This window comes from Candidatus Kirkpatrickella diaphorinae (assembly GCF_025736875.1).
Taxonomy (GTDB): Bacteria; Pseudomonadota; Alphaproteobacteria; order Acetobacterales; family Acetobacteraceae; genus Sorlinia; species Sorlinia diaphorinae.
In genome coordinates this window covers 880541-903183 of record NZ_CP107052.1, presented here as the reverse complement: position 1 = coordinate 903183, position 22643 = coordinate 880541, and the positions used below count along the sequence as shown (strand labels likewise).

21 protein-coding genes and 1 tRNA gene are annotated in these 22643 nt (G+C 57.4%); 5 read left to right on the top strand and 17 right to left on the bottom strand.

Translation table 11 applies throughout. The annotated features are described in order from the left end of the window. Nucleotides 1-279: 279 nt before the first annotated feature. Nucleotides 280-2211 (top strand): autotransporter assembly complex protein TamA, encoded by a 1932-nt coding sequence (locus N5W20_RS04055; protein WP_319807635.1) that lies wholly within the window; start codon nucleotides 280-282, stop codon nucleotides 2209-2211. Further along, entirely contained in the window at nucleotides 2211-6431 is a 4221-nt protein-coding gene (locus tag N5W20_RS04050) for a translocation/assembly module TamB domain-containing protein (RefSeq protein ID WP_319807634.1), read from the top strand. Before N5W20_RS04055 ends, N5W20_RS04050 begins: the two co-directional genes overlap by 1 nt. Here N5W20_RS04050 and N5W20_RS04045 read toward each other — a convergent pair. The 5 genes from N5W20_RS04045 to N5W20_RS04025 form a co-directional block, all read right to left on the bottom strand. Further along, entirely contained in the window at nucleotides 6425-7066 is a 642-nt protein-coding gene (locus tag N5W20_RS04045; protein WP_319807633.1) for a nucleoside/nucleotide kinase family protein, read from the bottom strand. The two genes, N5W20_RS04050 and N5W20_RS04045, sit on opposite strands and share 7 nt — an antisense overlap. 97 nt (nucleotides 7067-7163) lie before the next feature. After that, nucleotides 7164-7520, bottom strand: a complete 357-nt coding sequence (locus N5W20_RS04040; protein WP_319807632.1) for a response regulator — start codon at nucleotides 7518-7520, stop codon at nucleotides 7164-7166. 23 nt (nucleotides 7521-7543) lie between these two features. Then, on the bottom strand, nucleotides 7544-8344 hold the full coding sequence (locus N5W20_RS04035; protein ID WP_319807631.1) for a glucose 1-dehydrogenase: 801 nt from the start codon (nucleotides 8342-8344) through the stop codon (nucleotides 7544-7546). Nucleotides 8345-8445: 101 nt separating this feature from the next. Beyond that, nucleotides 8446-8943 (bottom strand): CarD family transcriptional regulator, encoded by a 498-nt coding sequence (locus tag N5W20_RS04030; protein WP_319807825.1) that lies wholly within the window; start codon nucleotides 8941-8943, stop codon nucleotides 8446-8448. Between the two features lie 156 nt (nucleotides 8944-9099). Then, entirely contained in the window at nucleotides 9100-9975 is an 876-nt protein-coding gene (locus N5W20_RS04025; protein ID WP_319807630.1) for a bestrophin family protein, read from the bottom strand. Between the two features lie 265 nt (nucleotides 9976-10240). Here N5W20_RS04025 and N5W20_RS04020 point away from each other — a divergent pair, with 265 nt between their 5' ends. After that, complete coding sequence (locus N5W20_RS04020) at nucleotides 10241-11005, top strand: ribonuclease T2 family protein (RefSeq protein WP_319807629.1); 765 nt, start codon at nucleotides 10241-10243, stop codon at nucleotides 11003-11005. 19 nt (nucleotides 11006-11024) lie between these two features. Here N5W20_RS04020 and N5W20_RS04015 read toward each other — a convergent pair whose 3' ends face one another. From N5W20_RS04015 to N5W20_RS03965, 11 genes are all read right to left on the bottom strand, one after another. Next, nucleotides 11025-11441, bottom strand: coding sequence for a secondary thiamine-phosphate synthase enzyme YjbQ (locus N5W20_RS04015; RefSeq protein WP_319807628.1), 417 nt, complete (start codon nucleotides 11439-11441; stop codon nucleotides 11025-11027). A 35-nt stretch (nucleotides 11442-11476) separates the two neighbouring features. Further along, the gene (gene trpS, locus N5W20_RS04010) at nucleotides 11477-12472 is read right to left on the bottom strand and encodes a tryptophan--tRNA ligase (protein WP_319807627.1); all 996 of its coding nucleotides are present in this window, start codon (nucleotides 12470-12472) and stop codon (nucleotides 11477-11479) included. A gap of 88 nt (nucleotides 12473-12560) precedes the next feature. Beyond that, on the bottom strand, nucleotides 12561-13022 hold the full coding sequence (locus N5W20_RS04005; RefSeq protein WP_319807626.1) for a c-type cytochrome: 462 nt from the start codon (nucleotides 13020-13022) through the stop codon (nucleotides 12561-12563). Nucleotides 13023-13025: 3 nt separating this feature from the next. After that, entirely contained in the window at nucleotides 13026-13517 is a 492-nt protein-coding gene (locus tag N5W20_RS04000) for an FKBP-type peptidyl-prolyl cis-trans isomerase (RefSeq protein ID WP_319807625.1), read from the bottom strand. A 22-nt stretch (nucleotides 13518-13539) separates the two neighbouring features. After that, the gene (locus N5W20_RS03995) at nucleotides 13540-14769 is read right to left on the bottom strand and encodes an argininosuccinate synthase (protein ID WP_319807624.1); all 1230 of its coding nucleotides are present in this window, start codon (nucleotides 14767-14769) and stop codon (nucleotides 13540-13542) included. 68 nt (nucleotides 14770-14837) lie between these two features. Further along, a complete protein-coding gene (rlmN, locus tag N5W20_RS03990) occupies nucleotides 14838-16055 on the bottom strand; it encodes a 23S rRNA (adenine(2503)-C(2))-methyltransferase RlmN (protein WP_319807623.1) in 1218 nt (405 codons plus the stop codon). A gap of 66 nt (nucleotides 16056-16121) precedes the next feature. Continuing rightward, on the bottom strand, nucleotides 16122-16865 hold the full coding sequence (locus tag N5W20_RS03985; RefSeq protein ID WP_319807622.1) for a TlyA family RNA methyltransferase: 744 nt from the start codon (nucleotides 16863-16865) through the stop codon (nucleotides 16122-16124). Then, nucleotides 16865-18859 carry a 1-deoxy-D-xylulose-5-phosphate synthase gene (gene dxs / locus N5W20_RS03980; protein ID WP_319807621.1) on the bottom strand — a complete coding sequence of 665 codons (1995 nt, stop codon included), beginning with the start codon at nucleotides 18857-18859 and terminating at the stop codon, nucleotides 16865-16867. Before dxs ends, N5W20_RS03985 begins: the two co-directional genes overlap by 1 nt. A gap of 5 nt (nucleotides 18860-18864) precedes the next feature. Next, nucleotides 18865-19761 carry a polyprenyl synthetase family protein gene (locus N5W20_RS03975; RefSeq protein ID WP_319807620.1) on the bottom strand — a complete coding sequence of 299 codons (897 nt, stop codon included), beginning with the start codon at nucleotides 19759-19761 and terminating at the stop codon, nucleotides 18865-18867. A 29-nt stretch (nucleotides 19762-19790) separates the two neighbouring features. Continuing rightward, nucleotides 19791-20057, bottom strand: coding sequence for an exodeoxyribonuclease VII small subunit (locus tag N5W20_RS03970; protein WP_319807619.1), 267 nt, complete (start codon nucleotides 20055-20057; stop codon nucleotides 19791-19793). A gap of 150 nt (nucleotides 20058-20207) precedes the next feature. Beyond that, nucleotides 20208-20465, bottom strand: a complete 258-nt coding sequence (locus tag N5W20_RS03965) for a sulfurtransferase TusA family protein (protein WP_319807618.1) — start codon at nucleotides 20463-20465, stop codon at nucleotides 20208-20210. 125 nt (nucleotides 20466-20590) lie between these two features. Here N5W20_RS03965 and N5W20_RS03960 point away from each other — a divergent pair, with 125 nt between their 5' ends. Then, nucleotides 20591-21538, top strand: coding sequence for an ROK family protein (locus tag N5W20_RS03960; RefSeq protein WP_319807617.1), 948 nt, complete (start codon nucleotides 20591-20593; stop codon nucleotides 21536-21538). Nucleotides 21539-21551: 13 nt separating this feature from the next. Here N5W20_RS03960 and N5W20_RS03955 read toward each other — a convergent pair whose 3' ends face one another. After that, nucleotides 21552-22358, bottom strand: coding sequence for an RlmE family RNA methyltransferase (locus N5W20_RS03955; protein WP_319807824.1), 807 nt, complete (start codon nucleotides 22356-22358; stop codon nucleotides 21552-21554). Between the two features lie 193 nt (nucleotides 22359-22551). On the opposite strand from N5W20_RS03955, the gene N5W20_RS03950 reads away from it, so the two are divergent. Continuing rightward, a tRNA-Gln gene (locus N5W20_RS03950) sits at nucleotides 22552-22625 on the top strand. Nucleotides 22626-22643: the final 18 nt, after the last annotated feature.

The following is a 22643-nucleotide window of genomic DNA, read 5'->3' as shown; positions in this document are numbered from 1 at the left end:
ATCAGGTACGACTTTATGCACAATCCGGGCGGGTGACAACTCTCAAGATTCAACCTTATATGCTGGAGAAGGTTCATTACCTTCCCGTCCATCGGCGTCACGGCAGGCTGAGGGATTGATCTTTGCAGAAGATCCGACAAAAGCGTTAACCTCCGCATTCGTGACGAAAATTCGCCATTTTTCTCTGACAGATACGCAACGATTAAAAACCGACCACGCTCATCGCATACCCGGGAAGACGCTTTGAAAGCCTATTTGCGACATTTTCTGAGAGTTCTGTTGATATCGAGCTTAATGATCGGCCTTGCTGAGGGGCGGGACGTTTCGGGCTATGAAGTTGATGTCAAACCTTCAGGTGATGACGCTCTTGACCCGCTTGTAACGGCGTCATCCCTCCTCATCTCGTTGCAGAAGGCGAAATATCCGGGTGATTTCGCGTTCATCGCCCGCTTGAGGTCGGATTATCGCAATATCAGTGAGGCGCTGCAAAGTCGCGGCTATTACGATGGTCAGGTCATTATCACTGTGTCATTGGCGGACAAGGCACCGATCGACGCGAAAGACCCTCATTTGTTCGATTATCTCCGTGCAGCGGGTCAGGAAAGTCAGCGTCACATCAGGATTTCAGTCGTTAAAGGCGATGTTTTCAAAATCGGGACGATCGGGTTTTACCTTCCCCTCCCACCTGAAAAGGGTGAGGCCGGGAAGGCAGAGGGTCCGGCGGCGGAGGGTGTCGCCTGGGGTCAGCCCATGACGCTGCCGCAAGACGCGCAGGCGCGTTTCGGGCTGAAGCCCGGTCAGCCCGCGATTGCCGAGGATGTTCTGGCGGCGCAGGGGCGCCTGCTGCATGGTCTGCTTGAGACAGGACATGCGCAAGCGCGGGTGGATGCGCCCATTGCCATGGTGGATAAGTCTGCCAAAACGCTCAACCTCAAACTGACGGTCTATGAGGGGCCGATTGTGGCAATTGGTCCCATCACTTTCGCCGGCATGAAGCGCACGCGGCTTTCCTTTCTCAAAAACCGGCTGCAACTCCATGAGGGAGAATTATATCGACCCTCAAAAATCGAGGCCGCGCGTCAGGATATCGTTGATACGGGGATTTTCTCCTATGTCGGGGCGAAGAATGAACCGCCTTTAGTGACCCTCGCGCGACCGCAACATGGGCTTCAGCAAGCAATGCCGGTTGTCATCAAGCTCCAGGAATCGAAGGCGCGGAATATTGCGGGTCAGGCAGGTTACTCAACCGACCTGGGTGGGCGCGCCGGTGTGGATTGGACGCATCGCAACCTCTTTGGCGGGGCAGAGCGGCTGAAGGTGACAGCTCTGATGACCGGGCTCGGTGGCTCCGCCCAGCAGGGGCTGGGCTATGATTTTTACACGGATCTGCTCAAGCCGGACTTTCTGCGACGGCAGCAAAATCTCAGCCTGCGTGTCGAAGGTGTAAAGCAACTCCTTTATTCCTATCATCAAACAGCTTTGATCATCCGGGGCGGCATCTCACGCAATTTGAGTCGCTATTGGAATATTGGCGCCAGCCTTTCCGTCGAGCAGGAAAAAATCCGCCAGTTTGGCGCGGTGAATGATTATTTCATCGCGTCCATTCCGCTCAGTGCGACCTATGACAGCACGGAGGTGAGCAACCCGATTGAACCCGCAACCCACGGCATCCGCGCCAATATCACCGTCACGCCGTCGGAATCGTTTGAGCACGGCAATTCCTTTTTCACCATCATGAGTGCGAGCATCTCACATTATTTCGACCTCCATCGACTGGGACTGACGAAGCCGGGGCGCTCCATCATTGCGATACGTGGCATTGTCGGCAGCGTTCAGGGGGCCTCGGTTTTTCAGATCCCGCCGGATCAGCGCCTCTATGCAGGCGGACCGGCAACTGTGCGTGGCTTCCGCTATCAGGGCATCGGCCCGCAACAGGGGAAATATGCGGTAGGCGGCACATCGCTTGATGCAGGGACGGTGGAATTCAGACAGCGCGTGATGCAGAAATTCGGCGTTGCGGCCTTTGTCGATGCAGGGCAGGTCGGTGAAGGGAGCCGCCCTTTTCAAGGGACGGTGCGCGTTGGTTATGGCGCTGGCGTGCGCTATTACACCCCCATCGGCCCTGTAAGACTGGATTTTGCCCTGCCGATGAACCGCCCTCGTAACGGCGATAAATGGGAGTTCTATGTCGGTCTGGGGGAGACTTTCTGATGTCTGGTTCTAACGTCAGCAAGCGCCGCGGGCCGTCAGGTTCCGACAAGGCTCCCCTTTCGAAAGCCCGTAAAATCGGGCGATTTCTGTGTTTCGCCATGATGGCATCGCTCTTATGCGTGGTTCTGGGTTTGGTGGGGGTAATCTGCGTCATCAACACATCCTTTGGCCGTCAATTCGTTGAGAGGCAGGTGCCGTCTCTAACGGGCGGCATGGTCGATATTTCAGGGTTTTCAGGCCGCTTCCCGACTAAAATCTCTCTCGCGCATCTTAATCTGAGGGATAAGCAGGGCGTCTGGTTCACGGCGGATCGCGTCACGTTACGCTGGCATCCGCTGGCCCTGCTGCATATGCGGGTCAAAATCGATGATGTCCAGGCGCAATCCGTCTCACTTTCCCGGATGCCCGTCTCGGATGAAGCCGCCGTGACGACATCGGACGCTTCTGCATCATCGCCGGGATATCTGCACCTTGCCATCCGGCTGCGTCGGCTTGACGTGCTGACGCTTGAGATCGGGGCACCTCTCGCCGGTATGGCGGCACGTTTTTCCGTGCAGGGCCAGGCGCGCATCACGAATCTCGCGCAATTGCTTGATGGCGTGGACCCTGGACATTTGCCAAAACTGCAACTCGGGTTGAATGTCACGCGCCTTGATCAGCCAGGCCATTTGAGGCTTTGTGTGAAGAACGCATCCCGGCGCTTGAACCTTCATCTTGATGCGGCGGACCCCGCCAATGCGTTTCTGGCGCGGCTTATCACCCAACCGCGGGCTGTGCCTTTCAGCCTGAATCTGGATGCAGCGGGGCCACATAAAAATCTCGCCGCAACATTGGATGCGAAATTTGGAGATGGGCGCATTGCGGGTCAGGCTCTGTTGAATCTCCCTGCCCGGAAAGCGAAGCTCGATCTGGACGCGCATATCGGCGCCATGCAGTTTGCATCTGCGGCAGGCTGGCAGTCTTTGACGGGGTCAATCCATTTACACGGGCCGTTTCTTGCGCCGCTCGGGCAGGGAGAAGTGACCATCAACCGCCTGACAAGCGCAGCGGCGCAAATGGGGCGGGTCAACGTGCGATTTGACGGGCACGCCGCTACCAGCAAAGCGGAAATACTGTCACTTCGCACCCAGATCGATCAACTCCGAGTCAATGCGTTGCCGACGCATCCATTTGAGGCGGACCCGATCATCATGAACGCGACTTTTCAGCCGACGGCGCGCGGCAGGCCGGTGCATCTTAAAATCGCGCATCGCATCTTTCAGATCAATGGCGATGCAGAAACGCAACCTTCTTTGAAAGGGCACATCACTTACGCCCTGCCAGATCTCTCCCCTTTTGCAGCTTTGGCCGCGTTAAAAATGGCGGGGCATCTTGATGGTAAGGCGCAATTTGCGTGGTCGGGCACGTCATCTGACACGGCAAGTCTCATGGATGATACGCAAATTTCCATTTCCGAGGCGCCGCGCACCTGGGAGGGCATGGTGCAGGGGCTGACAAAACTTCATCTGTCTCTGAAGCAGAAAAGTGAAAGCGGAAAACCCGTTTATCATCTGGACGATCTCGCGATCATGAACCCGCATCTCAATGTGCAGGCATCCGGTTCCGCCGGTTTGCAGCCGGGGCAGAAACTGCAACTCGGGCTGAAAGTGAAGCTGCCTCAGTTGAAAAATGCCGCGCCTGATCTGAGAGGCTATGCCGATCTTGACGCGACCCTTGACGGGAAAATAGATGATTTTTCACTCTCATCTGAACTGAAAAGCGCTATCGGCCTCCATAAAGCCGCGGATGGACATATCACCCTGTCGACAGCTTTCAAGCATCTTCCATCCCGGCCTGAGGGTTTTGTGAAAGCGTCCGGTACGCTGGATTCAGCACCGCTGGATCTGGTCTCCCATCTCGCAAGTGATGAAAATGGTGGCCATCATTTCACGCTGGAGCGTCTCACATGGCGCGGCGTGAAGGGGCATGCGGATATGCGCCTCGGCGCCCATAAAATCTTCCCGGTCGGGAATGCGCAGATTGAAATCGCGGACCTCAACCATTTCAGCGCGCTTGCGGGTCAGGCTTTGGCGGGACGTGCTGCCCTCAAAGTGGCGACGCAGGATGGCGCGGCCGGGCATCAACAACATGTGGATGCTGTCCTGAATGGACGCATTTCGAGTCCCAGCTTCCAACTCGGCGGGTTGAACTTGACGGCCTATGTCACTGATCCTGAAACAAATCCAAAAGTGTCGGCGCGATTAAAGCTTGATCAGATCAAAACCGGGACCATCACCGGTGCGGCATCGGCGCAGTTAAGCGGTCCACCCGACGATCTCCACCTCAATCTGCGCTCTCACTTTGATCCGTTTTTCGGCGCTGACCTTGATTTGTCATCCGACGTCACTGCCGATTTGACGAAGCAATTGGCACATATCACAAAATTAAACGCGCATTTGAAAGATGACGCGCTTCGTCTGACCAAACCGCTGCTTGTGACATGGGGCGCGCGCACCGGGGCGGATAATATTTCTCTCAGCCTCGCAAAACCCGGTATGGCGCCGGCATCCCTGACGGGACACGCATTTATCTCACCAAAACTTTCTGTTCAGATGGCGCTGAAAAACCTCCGGCCCGCTTTTGCATCACCTTTTGCGTCGTCACTTGATATTGATGGCGTCCTGTCAGCAACAGCGCAATTGGAAGGTTCGACGGCTGCGCCGCAAGGCCGCGTCAGCCTTCTGGCGGATCATCTCCATGCTTTGTCCGGCGATGCGGCGGCCCTGCCTTCCGCAACGATCAAGGCCATCGGGGACATTAAGGGCGACAATCTTCAGCTTCAGGCGTCTGCTCGTGCCGGGAATGACCTCGATATGCGTGTGGAGGGAACGGCTCCCCTTTCGGCGACAGGCAATTTGAACCTGGCGACGCGGGGCCAGATTGACCTGCGTATTGCTGACGCCATCACAGGGGCGGGCGGGATGGCCGTTCAGGGGCGGGTCATGACCGATCTTCAGGCCAAAGGCACCGTTCAAAAGCCGCAGATCAGCGGCGCTGTGACATTGAAGGACGTGGCTTTCTCGGGTTATGCGCAGGGCCTGTCCGTGCATGGGATCAATGGCCGTATCGTCAGCGTCAATAATCAGCTTGTTCTGCAGGATATTGTCGGACGCGCCGGTGAGGGAGAGATCGGCATTTCCGGGTCGGTTGGCGTCCTTGAGCCAGGAATGCCTCTGGACATCTCGGTCAATGCGCGCAAGGCCCGGCCGATTTCAAGTGAGCTGATTACCGCTGTGATTGATGCCTCACTGCGCGCCAAGGGTAAGCTCAGTGAGGCGATGGATCTGTCCGGGAAGGTGAAGCTCGATACGGTGACCGTCAACATCCCGGATTCCGTCCCGGCCTCCATACCCAAGCTCAACGTCATATGGCCTAATCAAAAAGTTTCGCGCGATGCGGCGCAAGGCAATGGCGGGATGAAAATCAATCTGGATCTCGAAGTGGCTTCACCGGGTAGTTTCTATGTCAGGGGCCATGGGCTGGATGCGGAAATGATGGGCACGCTGCACATTAACGGCACCGCCGCCTCTCCGAATATTGAGGGAAGTTTCGACATGCGGCGAGGTTACTTCAATCTTGCAGGTGTGAACCTCAATTTCTCACATGGTGTCGTCGGGTTTAATGGCTCAGGCGTGGAGCACCAGCTTGATCCGTCCCTCGACTTCCGCGCGGACCGTAATGTGCAGGGCACGACGGCCAGCCTCGTTGTTTCCGGCTATGCCAGCGCCCCGAAAATCGACTTCACCTCCTCACCTTCTTTCCCGCGGGATCAGGTGCTGGCGATGTTGTTGTTCGGCAGTATGACGCCACAACTGACGACGTCGCAAATGGCGTCTCTTGCCACAGCATTGGCCCAGATTGCCGGGGGCAGCGGTGGGTTTGACCCATTGACCAAAATACGTGGCCTTCTGGGGCTGGACCGCCTCGCTGTCGGCGGAGGTTCTGGCGTGGCGGATGGCGGGGCGAGCGTTGAAGCCGGGAAATATATCACAAAGGGCGTTTATGTCGGGGCAAAGCAAGCGACGCAGGGCTCTGGCACGCAGGCGCAGGTTCAGGTTGATCTGACGAAGCGCCTCAAACTGAACACAACGGTCGGGACAGGGGGGCAGATCACCGGCTTTACCACGCCGGAGAATGACCCTGGCTCCAGCGTCGGGCTGAGTTACGGGCTGGATTACTGATAAAGCGCTTCCATGATGCTGCGGGGGATGACCCATTCCGCGCGGCTCTTGAAAGACTCGATGAAGCGCGCATTGGGCGCGTCCGTTTGGGCGATCCAGGCTTCAGCCTCAGACTGTGTGCGCCCGAAACTGACATGGCGCGCCGCCAGCCACATATTACGCGCGGCATCATCGACATCGACATACCAGACTTGATGCATGTTCCGGCGCGCGACCTGCCAATGGCCGTCACAGAGCAGGTAATTCCCTTCAACGATCACGAGGCGGCATGATGGCGCGATGGCAATGGCGCCCGCAATCGCGGCATCCACTTCACGATCAAAATCCGGCGCATAAATGGTTTGGTCTTCACCCGGCTGTGCGACGCGTTGCACGAGGGCGGCGAAGCCAGCACTGTCAAATGTGTCTTCCGCGCCCTTACGTTGGCGACGGTCCAGCGCATCAAGCACATTATTGGCGAGGTGGAAACCATCCATCGGCAGGATCGCGGCTTCCGGCCCGAAATGATCTCTGATCCGGGCTGAAAGGGACGATTTACCGCAACCGGGTGGCCCGGCAATGCCGAGGATGACGCGCTTATGCGACGTCATGAGGGACTTGATGCGGGATAAAATGGCGTCGGGGAGCTGAACCATGTCGAGGAGGTAACATCGCTTGGCGCATCTGGACAAGAGGGCCGTTAAACGCCTCATTCATGTGAGCGGCCAACATCCCACCGTGCGCTCAAAGATGTTATTTGAGCAGGCTCTCAAGTTGCGCGACAAGATCCTCATAAACATAGGGTTTGGCCGCAAATCTCTCACGAGGGGAGAGGGTGCTGGCATCCATCATATTCCCGGTCGTGTAAATAATGGCGAGGCCCGGTTTTTCCTGCGATAAAACGCGGCCTAGTGCGAAGCCATCGCCATCGGGCAGAGTGAGGTCGATAATGGCCGCCGCAATATCACCCTCCTGGCTAAAAATGGTCTGCGCCTCCGCACAATTTGTGGCGATAAGCGCTTCGTAGCCGCTTGAAATCAGAAATTCCTCAAGGCAGGCGCCGATGAGGAAATCATCTTCGATAATCAGGATTTTGTCGTGTTGTGGCACAACCAGCTCCGATTATGGGGGTGTCAGGATGACCAGTTATCTTCAAAATCACGATAGAGCGTCAAACCGCCATCGACGTAAAGCGTCTGGCCGGTAATGTAACTCGCCGCGTCTGAAGCAAGGAAAAGCACGCCGGAAGAAATCTCTGACGCCTCACCCGGTCGGCGCATCGGGATGTGTTTCGAGACAGCTTTCCGCTTCTCGGGATCTTTGACCCAATCCTCATTCATCGGCGTGATGATCGCGCCCGGGGCAATCCCATTGACGCGGATACCATGCTGCGCAAATTCCAACGCCAGGGTGCGCACGACATTCCCGAGGGCGCCCTTACTGGCGGAATAACCGAGATAGCCGGGCTTGGGGATTTTCTGATGGACCGAGCTTGTGACGACGATCGTGCCCGTCTTTTTATGGTCCCGCCAATAACGAATGGCCTGCTGGGCATTAATGACAACGGCTGTGAGATTGAGCTTCAGCACCGCCTCGAAATCATCAAGTTTCATTTCTTCGGAAGGCGCGGCGATCTGCATCCCTGCATTACAGATCAGGATGTCCAGACCACCAAAATGAGAGACTGTGCCCTCAAAAATTTTGCGAACGCTTTTTTCATCCGCAAGGTCAGCTTCCAGCTTGATGTGCCTGCCGGGTGCGGCGTTTTTCATGTCGCGCAACACGTGGTCAAGCTCGTCTTCATGGCGGGCGGTGATGGCAAGCTGTGCGCCCTGCGCTGCGAAGTCGAGCGCGATCTGGCGACCTATACCTTTCGATGCACCTGTGACGAGAACGGTTCTTCCTTTAAAAGGCGGCTGCGTTTTCTGTGTCATCACGGCCTCTCCCCTGGCATGTCAGAAGCGAACACATAAAGCCGCTGCCGGAAGGACAAGTGAGATAACAGCGGGTGGGTCGACATTCCTGAAGCAGGCTCTCAGGAAAGCGCTTTCATTTTTTCCGTCAGTTCCTGCAGGACAACCGCGGAATCGCGATTTTCGAGAATCGCGACTTCACTGACAAAACGCTCCTGCGCGGCTTCAAAAAGTTTGCGCTCGCTGAAGCTGCCATCAAGACTATCGACATTCCGGCGTAAATCGCGCAGCACCTCGGCAATCTGCACGAGATCCCCGGAATTGATCTTTTCCTGATAGGCGACAGCGCGACGGGCCCACATGCCGCGGCTGACATGGGGTTTGCCTTTAATGACCGACATCGCTTTATCAACAATGTCCTGCGTGACAATTTTACGAAGGCCGGATTTCTGGGCTTTGGCAAGCGGGATGCGCAACGTCATCTGATTGCCGGGGAAGGAAATCTGGATGAACTCCAGCTTCGTCCCGGCAATTTCATCAACACCGATGCGATCAACGCGGCCCACGCCATGCGCGGCATAAACAATCGAATCGCCCTCCTGGAACGGCGCCTCCTTCATGGTGGCGGGCTCAGCCGGATGGGGAGATGATGTTGCGGCGCTGCGGGGCGTCGTGTCTTCAATCGCTTCGCTCAGAGTGGTTCTGGATTTGCTCATCTGAGGCGTGTAACATAAATAATGGGATTTGTCTGCAATCCTTTGCAAAAGTGACGCGGCTCAGGGCTGCACGTCATTGACAGGCTCAATGGGCGGCCCGACTTTCTCCCCGATTGCCTGTAAAAGGTCAATTTCAATCGTGCGCGACATGGTCAGCATCGGCAGAGCGTGCACGCTGGGGCGGAAAGGCTCCTGCAGGTCACGCCCGCTTTTATCCAGCGCCTGAAACAGGAACCCGACAAGGCTGGAGCCAAGGGGGGTGATCCATCCCAGGGTCTGCACCGCTGAAAGCGGCAACACGATGCAGAAAACATGAGTGACAAAAAGCGGGATCGTCGAATATTGGATGGGAAGCGGGGTGTTTTTGATACGTTCCAACCCGCCTTGGGAATTGGCCAGATCGCTCAATATGCGGTCGACCGTGCCGTGCACCGCGCCATCGATTTTCTTTTCAGCAACCTCCTGCGCGACTTCAAGCCCGATCTCATAGAGAAGCGCGTTCGGCTTGTTACGGCGGGCCATGACGCGTTCAAACATGTGCGGCGTCAGGAGGCGTTGGGGGTCCGGTCCTTCATGCAGGCCGGAGAGGGCACTGCGCAACAGATAAGGATAAGCCGCCATGGCCCGCGCCAGGTCCGGTCGACCTTCAAGGAGGGAGGCGGCCTGACGGGCGAAGGAGCGGCAATTATTTGTCACGGAGCCCCAAAGGCTGCGCCCCTCCCACCATCTTGCATAGGCCGCGTTATTGCGCATCCCAAGAAACAGGGCCAAAGCGGAACCCATCAGAGAAACGGGGAGGGCAGGTTGCTCCATCCATTCCTGATGGTAAATCTGGTAAAGGATGACGACGATAAAGTCCCAGGCCGCAAAAATGATAAGCGGCGTCGAGGTCTCTCGCACGATAATCCATAAGCCTCGACCTCTATTGACAATCATGTCCTGCACCCTTTGTCTGAAATGGCATGACGTGCGACAAACCCTTCTAACAACGCTTTACGAAAATTCATATCTCTCTAACGTGGTTCATGGAGAGTTGGCACCGTCAGGACGTGCGGGAAGGTCACCGCGCAACGGATCAGGAATTTACATAAAGCTTTTGATCGCCCTGATTTCGCCAACGTAAAAAGAGCCTTAACCTGTCCGGCAGGTGCAGGACGAGGTCGGAAATTTCATGAGAGAATTTATTTATGAGAGGCATGGAATGAAAATCCCTCATTTTCCACATTCGCCATGTCGATTCATGTGCGTCCTGGCGCTGCTCTGGAGCACATGTGCCTCCCTGGCCCATGCGGCGCTACCGAACACGAAGTTTGATCACTACACGATCGCCCTCACTTGGTTGCCTGGTTTCTGCCTGGTCTCTCATCAATGCACGGCAATGATGAGCCATGAAAATCTCATCGGGTTGCATGGTGCCTGGCCGTCTGAGCCCAAATCACTGGAAAATGCCGGTTTGCCGGAAAAAATCTGGGAGCAGAGGGGTTGTCAGGCCGTTCCGATCGGGGCGCATAGTCGGGCAACCCCGATAAGTGCGGAGACGCAGGCGGCTTTCCGGCGCGTCACGGCCGATACGGGCAGGGATCTCGTGGCGCATGAGGCTGAAAAGCATCTTGCCTGTCTTGACCTTGACCCGGATAAAACGGTCAGAGCGGCGCTGAAGGTGCGCGAAGACTTCCTGCATACGGAGTCGGCGGCCTTTCTGCGGGCCGGGGTCGGTAAAAAAATGTCACGTGCGGCGTTTTTCGCTTCAGTTCGTCGGGATTGGCCGCATTTTCCGAATGGCGGGATCGTGCTGCGCTGTCGACGCGACAAAATGAAGCGCGCCATCCTCACTGAGGTTCAACTCGCGCTTAATCCCGCGACGATAGAGGAATTCCCCCAAATGCGTGCGTTCGCCTCTGTGTCCGGAAGGCGCAGTAGCTGCCCGGCAAAGTTCTTTCTGCCGGACTGGTCAGACGTCCCCTGAAATAAGCGTGCGGGGGCGCTCAGTCACCGATCAGATGGAGCACGATCTGCCGCTGATGGGGGCGGCGTCGGTGCTCAAACAGATAAAGCCCCTGCCAGGTGCCGAGGACAGTGCGCCCGTCCCTGACAGGGAGGCTGAGCTGCGTGTTTGTCAGTAAGGTGCGGAGATGGGCCGGCATATCGTCGGCCCCCTCATAATCATGCTGGTAGTGCCGTGTTTCCGGGACGAGGTCATCAAAATAGGACTCAATATCACGCAGGACGGTTGGGTCGGCATTTTCCTGCACGGTGAGGGAGGCGGAGGTGTGACGGCACCATAATGTCAGCAGTCCCGCTTCAATGCCGGTTTCGGCGACCCAATCTTCCACAGAGGCCGTGATATTGACCAGGCCCTTGCGGTGGGTGGTGATGTCAAGTGTGTGGAATGCCTGTCGCATGTTACCCGTGCCGCCCTTCCTCGAAACTATTGGGCTTAACGGATAAAGCCGACGATTTTTTCCGCCTCATCGACAATCGGCTCGGCAATTGACCGCGCCTTCTCAGCGCCTTGACGCAGGACGGTGACGAGATAGGCTTCGTCATTCATCAGGCGTCGCGCCTCATCCCCGATCGGGACGATTTTTTCAATCAACGCGTCTGACAAGGCTGATTTGACATGCCCGAAACCCTGACCGGAGAAGTGCGCGACGACATTCTCAAGTTTTTCCCCCACGATGGCGGCGTGGATGGAGAGGAGATTGAGCGCTTCAGGGCGTTCCGCCAATTCAGCGATCGTGGCCGGTATCGCGTCCGAGTCCGTTTTGGCGCGCCGGATTTTCAGTCGGATCTCATCGGCGGAATCGGTGAGCTCGATGCGTGACTGGGCAGAAATGTCGGATTTGGACATTTTCTTGGTGCCGTCCCGCAGGCTCATGACGCGCGCCGCCTCTGCGGGGATCAGTCCTTCAATATGCGGGAAAAAGTCAACGCCGTAATCATGATTGAATTTTTCGCCAATATCATTGGCGAGTTCCAGATGCTGGCGTTGATCATCGCCGACAGGGACGAGTGTGGCTTTGAAGGCATGAATATCCGCCGCCATCAGGCTCGGATAAATATACAGCCCCGCTGAGTGATTTTCCCGGTCCTTACCGGCTTTCTCCTTGAATTGTGTCATCCGATTGAGCCAGCCAAGGCGTGTGACGCAATTGAAAATCCAGGCAAGGCGCGTATGGGCGGAGACGGCGGACTGATTATAGAGAATATGTTTTTCAGGATCGATGCCGGATGCGAGCAGACAGGCGGCCTGGGTCAGTGTGTCTCCGCGCAATTGCGCCGGTGTCCGGGATACGGTGATGGCGTGGAGATCCACCAGGCAGAAAACGCAGTCATAACGCTGCTGCAACGCGACCCAATTACGGATCGCACCGAGATAATTGCCGAGTTGGGGGGTGCCTGTCGGCTGAATGCCTGAAAAAACGCGCTGCATGATGTATTTTCCGGTTTTTGGGCCTGTCCGTCAATCTTCTCTTCAATTTTTGCCGGATGGCGCTGCAAGGGTCTTGCGCTTGGTTTTGTTACGGGATGAGGCCCTTTTTCTGCAGGTCAAGGCGCAGCTTACGGGTCTTCTCCGGGCCGATTTTCGCCTGACGCGCTTCCTGGAAGATGCGCGGTGACATGACGGGAGGCGGCGATGTTTTTCCGCGGGCAATCAGCCAGTTAAGGATGAGGGCAAGGTCATCATCACGCAGCCGGTCGAAAGGCGGCATGGCGAAGTTATATCGCGCGCCATTCGCCATAATCGGGCCATTGAGCCCGTTGATCATGACGGATGCGAGAAATTTCTGTCCTTCCGGCGTGCGCGCAATGACATCCAGACGCCCGACCAGCGGCGGAAATTCCCCCGTCTGGCCGGTGCCGTTATGATGGCAGATCCCGCAATTCGGGCCATATCGCTTCTGCCCGGGCGGTTTCTCCTTGCACCCGGCTAGAATGAGGACCAAACCCAGGAGTGGCGCGAACGCGAGAGGGACGCGCATATTTTATTCCCGTTGACCGACCCCGAGCAGGCGGATTTTGAAAACGAGCGGGCTGTTTGGCGGGATGATGCCCATGGAACGCTTACCGTAAGCGAGTTTCGGCGGCAGATAAAGCATCCATTCATCCCCCACATGCATCATAGGCAGGGCTTCCATCCAGCCAGGCACAAGCCCGTCAAGCCCCATTTGCATATAGGCCCCTGTGCCATGTTGATCGGAGCTGTCAAAAATGGCCCCGTCCGGCAGGCGCCCTTCATAAATCACCATCATGGTCTGGCCTTTCACGGGGGAAAGACCGTCTTTCGGGCCTGATTTGAGGATTTTATAGGCCAGCCCATCCGGCAGCGTCTTGACGCCGGGTTGCGCACGCATCTTTGCCATGAACTGCTCGGGGGTCAGTTCCGGCTCTTCCTTCGGGCCGGACCCGCAGGAGAGCAGGGTGAGGCAAAAAGCCATGGCAAGCGACGTTTTGAGGGCAGGGTAAAGCCGGGTCATGTCTCGCTCCGCTTATTTATAATTACAAGCGCCCGCCTTTACGACCGACTTGGCCCCCCAGGCGCAGGCGCAAAGCGTTCAAACGGATGAAGCCTTGCGCGTCAACCTGGTTATAAGCACCCGCATCATCCTCAAAAGTGACGACGCGCGTGTCATACAGGCTTGTCGGGCTTTCACGTCCAACGCAGATGACGTTACCTTTATAGAGCTTCAAACGCACGCGCCCCTCGACAGATTGCTGGCTTGCATCAATCAGTGCCTGAAGCATCCGCCGCTCGGGCGAGAACCAGAAGCCGTTATAAATAATCTCCGCATAACGCGGCATTAAACTGTCTTTAAGGTGCATCGCCTCACGATCGAGCGTGATGGACTCAATGCTGCGATGCGCGGCCAGCAGGATGGTCCCGCCCGGTGTTTCGTAAATGCCGCGGGACTTCATGCCAACAAAGCGGTTCTCAACCAGGTCAAGCCGCCCGATGCCATTATCACGCCCGAGCGCGTTAAGACGCGTCAGCAGCGTCGCGGGTGAAAGTGCTTCACCATTCAGCGCGACCGGGTCCCCGTTTTTGAAATCGATTGTGATTTCGGTCGCGCGGTCAGGCGCGTTTTCAGGTGATACTGTGCGTTGAAAGACGATTTCATCCGGCGCCAGGGCGGGATCTTCCAGGATTTTCCCCTCTGAAGAGGAGTGCAGCAAGTTGGCATCGACCGAGAAAGGCGCCTCACCGCGCTTGTCCTTCGTGACGGGAATCTGATTTTCCTCCGCGAAAGCGAGAAGCTTCGTGCGGGAGGTCAGGTCCCACTCCCGCCAGGGGGCAATGACTTTGATATCGGGCTTCAGCGCATAATAAGCGAGCTCAAACCGGACCTGATCGTTGCCTTTACCGGTCGCCCCATGCGCGACCGCATCAGCGCCGACCTGCTGGGCGATTTCAATCTGACGCTGCGCGATTAGCGGGCGGGCAATGGATGTCCCGAGAAGATACTGCCCCTCATAAAGCGTGTTGGCGCGAAACATCGGAAAGACGAAGTCTTTAACGAAAGTTTCGCGGAGGTCTTCCACGAAGATCTCCTTAATGCCGAACATTTCGGCTTTTTTCCGGGCGGGCTCCAGCTCCTCACCCTGGCCGAGATCTGCCGTGAAGGTGACAACTTCACAATGATAAGCTTTCTGCAGCCAGCGAAGAATGACCGATGTATCCAACCCACCGGAATAAGCGAGTACGACTTTCTTGACGTGGGGAGCGGTCATCGGGGCGTTCTTTCTCTAAAGTGCATCTTGTCGGAAAATCTAACAGTTTGTTACCGGACGTCAACGCGTCAAACGGCGTCCTGCGGGCCGTTATCACCAGCGCGGTCAGCGGATGCGCGCCGGACACGCTGGCTTTCCGTCTTTAATTGTCCGCAGGCTGCCAGGATCTCCCGCCCGCGTGGCATCCGAATGGGGGAGGCGAAACCGGCATCCATGATAATGGCGGCGAATTTTTCCACCGCTTCCCGCGTGGAGGTCTGATAGTCAGAGCCGGGCCATGGGTTGAACGGGATGAGATTGACTTTCGCGGGCATGTCGCGAATCAGCCGAACAAGCGCCCGTGCGTCGGCGACACTGTCATTGACGCCGCGCAACATCACATATTCAAACGTAATGCGCCGGGAATTGGAAGCAGAAGGGTAGCGGCGACATGCTTCCATCAGCTCCGCAATCGGGTATTTGCGATTAAGCGGGACCAGAACATCGCGCAATTCATCCCGCACGGCATGGAGGGAAATGGCCAGATTGACACCGAGTTCGCTGCCACAACGATCCATCATCGGCACGACGCCGGACGTTGAGAGGGTGATGCGGCGGCGGGATAATGCGATGCCTTCACCATCCGTGATGATGTTAATCGCTTTTGCGACTTCATCGTAGTTATAAAGAGGTTCACCCATGCCCATCATGACAATGGTTGAGAGCAGACGCGGCGTGTCGCCCGTCGGGCTGGGCCACTCCCCGTAACTGTCACGCGCCGCCATGAACTGGCTGACAATTTCCGCCGCCCCGAGATTGCGCACAAGTTTCTGCGTGCCTGTGTGGCAGAAACTGCATGAGAGGGTGCAACCCACCTGGGAGGAAATGCACACCGCGCCGCGATCCTTCCGCCGATCAGGGATATAGACCGTTTCAGCCTCCTGCCCATCGCGGAAACGGAACAGGAATTTGCGCGTGTCGTCGCGGGCCGTCTGCTGAGTTGTAATATCCGGCCGTCCGACAACATACGTATTGGCAAGTTTCTCCCGCAATGGGCGGGAAATGGAACTCATTTCATCAAATTGCGTGACGCCCTGATGATAGATCCAGTGCCAGAGCTGCTTGGCGCGAAAAGGCTTTTCACCCAGAAGGGCAAGTTCAGCGATCAGCTCCTCGCGCGACAACCCGACCAGATCTTTCCGCCCATCAGCAAGGACGGGCGAAGGTGGCGGAAAAAGCGCGGCTTTGGCCTGAATGCGCGCCTGTTCATCAGCAGTGAGGTCGGGTAGCGAAACGCTATCTGTCATAATGGGAGATGACTTATCATAAAGTCGGGCTGTTTTTTAAACCAAAACGTCATGAAGCCCGAAATTTTAGTCCGGACGTCGTGCCGCGATAAGAAATTCCCGATTGCCTTCCGGGCCGGTAATCGGGCTGAGCTCCACGCCGCGCACCTCCCAGCCGGGCAGATTTCGCCACCAATCAGTAATTTCATCGCAGACGCGTTGATGCACCTGCGGGTCGCGCACCACCCCTTTCGCGCCGATTTCCGCGCGTCCCGCCTCAAATTGGGGTTTGATCAGCGCGACCGCCCAGCTTCCGGGCGCGCAAAGAGCCAATGAAGCGGGGAGGATCGTCCTCAGCCCGATGAAGCTCGCGTCACAGACGAGGATATTGACAGGCTCGGGCACGTCCTGTTCCGACAGGTTACGTGCGTTGCATTTTTCCCGCACCTCAACGCGTGGGTCAGAGCGCAGGCGCCAGGCGAGCTGCCCATGCCCCACATCGACCGCGTAAACCTTGCGCGCGCCATGGGTGAGAAGCACATCGGTGAAGCCGCCTGTTGACGCCCCGATATCCAACGCGACGCGATCCGTGGCATCGAGCTTGAAATGCCGAATGGCATGGTCGAGCTTCAGCCCGCCGCGTGACACCCAGGGATGGTCCTGCCCGCGCACGGAAAGCGCCGCATCTTCACCAAGATTATCCCCCGGTTTGGCGACGCGCTTCTCACCTGTAAAAACCAGTCCGGCCATAATCATGGCCTGGGCGCGGGCCCGCGTTTCCACCAGTCCGCGTGAGACGAGGAGGAGGTCGGCCCGAACTTTCTTTGCCATTAAGCGGACTGGGCTTCGATGTCCACGCCAAGGGCCGTCGCCGCGGTCGCGACGATATGGCGTGCGGTCAGGCCCGCCTCATCATATTGGGCATCCGGCTTGTTATGGTCGATATAGGCGTCGGGCAGGGCCATCGGGCGGAATTTCACGTGGTCAAGCTGCCCTGTCTCCGCAAGATGCCGCACGACCAGACTGCTGAAACCACCCGCAGCGCCTTCTTCAAGCGTAATGAAGACATCGTGACGTTTCGCCAGTCTGTCGATCAGCGCCGTATCAACCGGCTTGGCAAAGCGAGCATCGGCGACAGTGACGGGGATGCCCTGCGCGGCCAGGCTGTCAGCCGCTTTGCGCGATTCTTCAAGCCGTGTCCCGAGGGACAGGATTGCCACGCCGCGTTTCTGATCAGGGCGCGTATTGGCCTCCTGCACGATACGCCCGACGCCGATTTGCAGCACCTCGCCCTTCTCGGGAAGGTCAAGCCCGATGCCGCTGCCGCGTGGGTAACGCAGCGCGATCGGCCCGGAATCATAGGCGCAGGCCGTGGCGGTCATATGCGTGAGTTCAATCTCATCACTCGGGGCCATGACAACCATATTGGGCAGGCAACACAGATAATTGAGATCAAATGACCCTGCATGGGTCGCGCCATCCGCGCCCACCAGCCCGGCGCGGTCAATCATGAAGCGCACAGGGAGGTTTTGCAGGTCCACATCATGGACAACCTGATCATAAGCGCGCTGCAGAAAGGTTGAATAAATGGCGCAGACGGGACGGAGGCCCTCCGTTGCCATACCCGCTGCGAAGGTCACCGCATGTTGTTCCGCAATGCCGACATCAAAGAAGCGCTCGGGGTAGGATTTCGCGAAAGCATCCAGTCCGGTGCCGGAGGGCATGGCTGCGGTGATGGCGACGAGGCGATCATCCTCACCCGCACAGCGCAGAAGCTCTCGCGACATGACGGAGGTATAGCTTGGCGGGCCGGAAGGCGCTTTTTTCTGCTCTCCCGTCACCACATTGAAGAGATTCACGGCGTGGTATTTGTCGCCCGCGGATTCGGCAGGCTGGTAGCCGCGCCCCTTCTCGGTAATGGCATGCAGAAGGATGGGGCCTTCATTATTATCACGCAGATTGCGCAATATCGGGACAAGCTGAGTCAGGTCGTGTCCATCCACCGGGCCGACATAATAGAAACCCAGCTCCTCAAATAACGTGCCCCCGATGATCAGCCCGCGCGTCAGCTCCTCCGCGCGTTTGGCGGCATGTTCCAGGCGGGAAGGAAGGTGCTTGGCGAAACGCCCGGCCAGATCACGCAGGCCCAGAAACTGCCGCGACGTCATCAGGCGGGAAAGATATTTGGACATGGAGCCCACAGGCGGGGCGATCGACATCTCATTATCATTGAGAATCACGATGAGGCGTTTTGCGCCAGGCCCGGCGACGGCGGCGTTATTCATCGCTTCATAGGCCATGCCGGCGGAAATGGACCCGTCACCAATGACGGCCAGAACGGAACGCTCCCGGTAAGACGCATCTTTTTCCGCCTGGAAGTGATGCGCCACCGCCATGCCCAGCCCCGCGGAAATCGAGGTGGAGGAATGCGCGGCGCCGAACGGATCGTAAGGGCTTTCAGCGCGGCGGGTAAAGCCGGAGAGCCCCCCCGGCTGGCGAAGGCTGCGGATGCGGTCCCGACGCCCCGTCAGGATTTTATGCGGATAAGCCTGATGGCCGACATCCCAGATGATTTTATCATCCGGCGTATCGAAAACCGCATGCATGGCGATGGTCAGTTCCACGACGCCCAGCGAGGCCCCCAAATGGCCCCCGGTTGTTGAGACGGTGTCAATCGTCTCTGAGCGCAACTCACTGGCAAGCTGCCGAAGTTGATCAATTGACAGGTTTTTCAGATCATCCGGCGTGGTGACGCGGTCAAGCAGCGGGTATTTGCCGAGCGTCGGTATCGTCGAGACGGAACGTCCATTATCCAGATTTGACATCGTGTTCAATTTCTCCGTTCGACGACATAACGAGCCAGGGCTCTGAGCGCGTCGGCGCGCTCTCCAAAAATTGACAGGGACGCGACGGCGCTCTCCGCCAGGCGCGCTGCTTCCGCCTTTGCGCCTTCAATACCGAGTAATGCGACATAAGTCGATTTTCCGCTTGCGGCGTCCTTTCCGGCGGTTTTACCGAGTTCCGCTTCCGTGGCCGTGGAGTCAAGCACGTCATCCGCCACCTGAAACGCCGTGCCAAGGTCTCGCCCGTAAGCGTCGATCATGGCCCGCTCCCTTGAATCCGCACCGCCGAGAATCGCGCCGGAGACGGCAGCATAACGAATCAGCGCGCCTGTTTTCATGGCGTGAAGGCGGCGCACCTGGTCAATCGGTAGATTGCGGCCTTCTCCCCGGATATCAACGACCTGACCCCCCACCATTCCCGCCGCGCCGGAAGCTTCAGCCAAAGCGGCGACGAGACGCACCTGAATGGCCGGGTCGGGATGGGTTTCCGCACTTGCGAGGATTTCAAAAGCTTTGGTTTGCAGTGCATCACCGGCGAGAATGGCGATGGCTTCATCAAATTTGCGATGGGTTGAAGGCTGGCCACGGCGGAGGTCATCATCATCCATGGAGGGGAGATCATCATGGACCAGACTATAAGCGTGCAACATCTCAACAGAGGCCGCGACGCGCAGCGCACCGCGTGACTCAGCATGGAAAATCGACGCGACCTCCGTGGCGAGGTAGCCGCGAAGGCGTTTGCCGCCATTGAGTGAGGCGTAACGCATGGCATCAATCAGAATCTGCTCATCCCCCGTCACGTCAGGCAGAAGGGCGGCGATGGTCGCTTCAATCGCGGTCGCTGCCCGCTTGAGGGAGGCTGTGAGGTCTTGAGAAGTTTTCATAGATGACGTTGTGACTGGGGACTGGAGGTTCATGAGGTGACATCTCGCGCGCCGGGGGCGGTGCCATCATGCTGCGCGGCGCTGTCATTGGTGGCACGGTCACGATCGAGGATATTCTGGACGCGCATCTCCGCCTCATTGAGTTTAAGATCACAATGACGCCGCAGCGCCGCGCCGCGTTCATAGGCGGTGATGGCCTCTTCAAGCTTCATCTGGCCGTTTTCCAGGCCGCGGACAATATTCTCAAGCTCACTGAGAGCGTCCTCAAAAGACATTTTCAAGAGGTCTTTGTTCATCTTAAATTCACCAGTTCCTCAGTAAGTCTGACAGGCCCCATCGCCGAGAGGGGAGGGATAGCGCGCAGGGGGCATTTCGCCAACGTTTAACGTCGCGCAGGTTCGGTTTCTCTCGAAAAACGGTGATTTTTTGCCACATATACTGTAACTTTAAACGGTATCGCGACGCAAAATCGTCAATGTAAAAGCGTCACCACGATCCTTGAAGCCGATCAAATGATGGTGACGATCCCGGCATAAAGCCTGGAAACCGGCAAGGCTTGCACGATCATCCGAGATCACCTCGACCGCCGCGCCTGCGGCAACGCGACTGAGAAATTTCTTGGCCGCAAGCACGGAAATCGGGCATTTAAGGTGCCTTGCGTCAAAAATCATCGTCGATGCGAGGTCAGGTTTCATCCTGTTCATGATGAGTGTCTCTGCGATAAGGGTCAAGATCCAACTGGCGAAGGTATAGTCTTTACGTCACGCGGATAACTGCGCATCATGCGCCGTCGTCTTTCTTGTGACGTATATTTATTAAGGTCTTCTTTATGGCTGATTATCGTCTAGGTATCGATTTTGGCGGTACCAAAATCGAGATCGCGGTTCTCGATCGTTCCGGCGCGCTTGTGCTGCGGGAGCGTGTGCCCAATCCGGGCATTTATCAGGACGCCGTGATCGCTGTTCGTGATTTTGTGTTTGATGTCGAGGCGCGACTCAATGCCGCGCCATTCCAGAACAAATCGAGCGGCAAATCCACAACATCGCTGGGTATTGGTATTCCGGGTGCCATCTCACCTGAAACAGGACTCGTCAAAAACGCCAATGCCACCTGGCTGAACCATCAGCCCTTCGGCAAGGACCTCGATACCGCCCTGCAACGTCAGGTGCGCGTCGAGAATGATGCAAACTGCTTTGCCCTTTCCGAGGCGTCTGACGGCGCCGGCGCCGGGCAGCGCGTTGTGTTTGGCGTCATCCTCGGCACCGGGATGGGCGGCGGCATTGTCTGTGAGGGCAAAGTCATTGGCGGCCGACATTCCATCGCGGGTGAATGGGGGCATATGCCCTTACCCTGGCTTCGTAAGGAGGAGTTCCCGCTGCCACGCTGTTTCTGCGGTAATGAAGGCTGTCTGGAGCGGTATCTCTGCGGGGCGTCACTTGCGCAGGACTGGAAAGGCGTTGGCCACCGCAATACGGCAGGGATCGAACAGGCCGCTGCGGAAGGAGATACGGACGCCGCCAGGGCGCTTGACCGGTATGTTGATAAATTATCCCGCGCCTGCGCCATGATCATCAACTTCCTTGACCCGGATATGATCGTTCTGGGGGGCGGCGTGTCCAATCTCTCTTCCCTGTATGAACGCGTCCCGCCGCTTTTGCAGCGACATGTCATCACACCGACCTGCACCACCCCGATTGTGCAGAATATGCATGGCGACAGCTCCGGTGTGCGGGGTGCGGCCTGGCTCTGGCCTGTGGATGCGGGCGTGACATCCTGAGCCATGATCGGCGTCAGTGCGTTATCGCGGCGGGTCGGTAACCCTGTGCCACAACGTAAAGCTCACTCGACTCCTTGCGGGAGGAGGGGGGCTTGACGTGACGCACCGACGCGAAATGCTGTTTAAGGCGCTGTAACATTGTGCGCTCCGACCCGCCTTGAAAGACTTTGGCGACAAAGCTGCCCCCCTCTTCCAGCACGGATGTGGCGAAATCCAGCGCGGCTTCCGCCAGTCCCATGATGCGCAGATGGTCCGTCGCGGCGTGGCCCGTCGTGTTGGGCGCCATGTCGGAGAGGACAATATCCGCTTTACCACCTAGAAGGGCGAGAAGCTGCGTGTCCATTGACGGGTCGGTAAAATCGCCTTCAATGAAATCCGCGCCGCTGACAGGGTCAATCGGTAGGAGGTCGATACCGACAACACGCGCTGCGTGGCGTTTGACGGCGACCTGACTCCAGCCCCCTGGCGCCGCGCCGAGATCCACAATTTTCGCGCCTGGTTTGATCAGTGAAAAACGGTCATCCATATCGATCAGTTTGAAGGCGGCGCGCGAGCGCCATCCCTGCGCCCTTGCGGCGGCGACGTAGGGGTCATTCAACTGCCGTTGCAGCCAACGTTGCTGGGATGTTGTCTTGCCCCGCGCCTTACGCAACGTCACCGTCTTGGCGCGCATCGCGCCGACGCTTTTCCCGTCATGCCCTGCATCTTCCGCACCGGGCTGGGCGGCGCTCTTCAATGCGCGGCCCGGAATGCGCGTCGCGGCCTGTGATGATGGACCCGGCTTCCGCCCTGTGCCTCTGCGTTGATCTGATGGCTTCATGAGGATGAAGATAACCATTTATCCATATTAACCGCCAAGTAAAATCTCTGACGATTGTTGTAACGCGCGGTAACGCAACGCAATTTTCCGTGTTTCACATGGCTGACGAAGGGGCAGATTTGGGGCTTGTGTCATGCGGGGCGTAATGCTAAGTCGATGCCACCGCATGTGTGTTGTCTGACACGCGCATTGCTGGGGGATAGTTTAGCGGTAGAACTACCGGCTCTGACCCGGTCAGCCCTGGTTCGAATCCAGGTCCCCCAGCCAGTTTACCTTTTCAATATC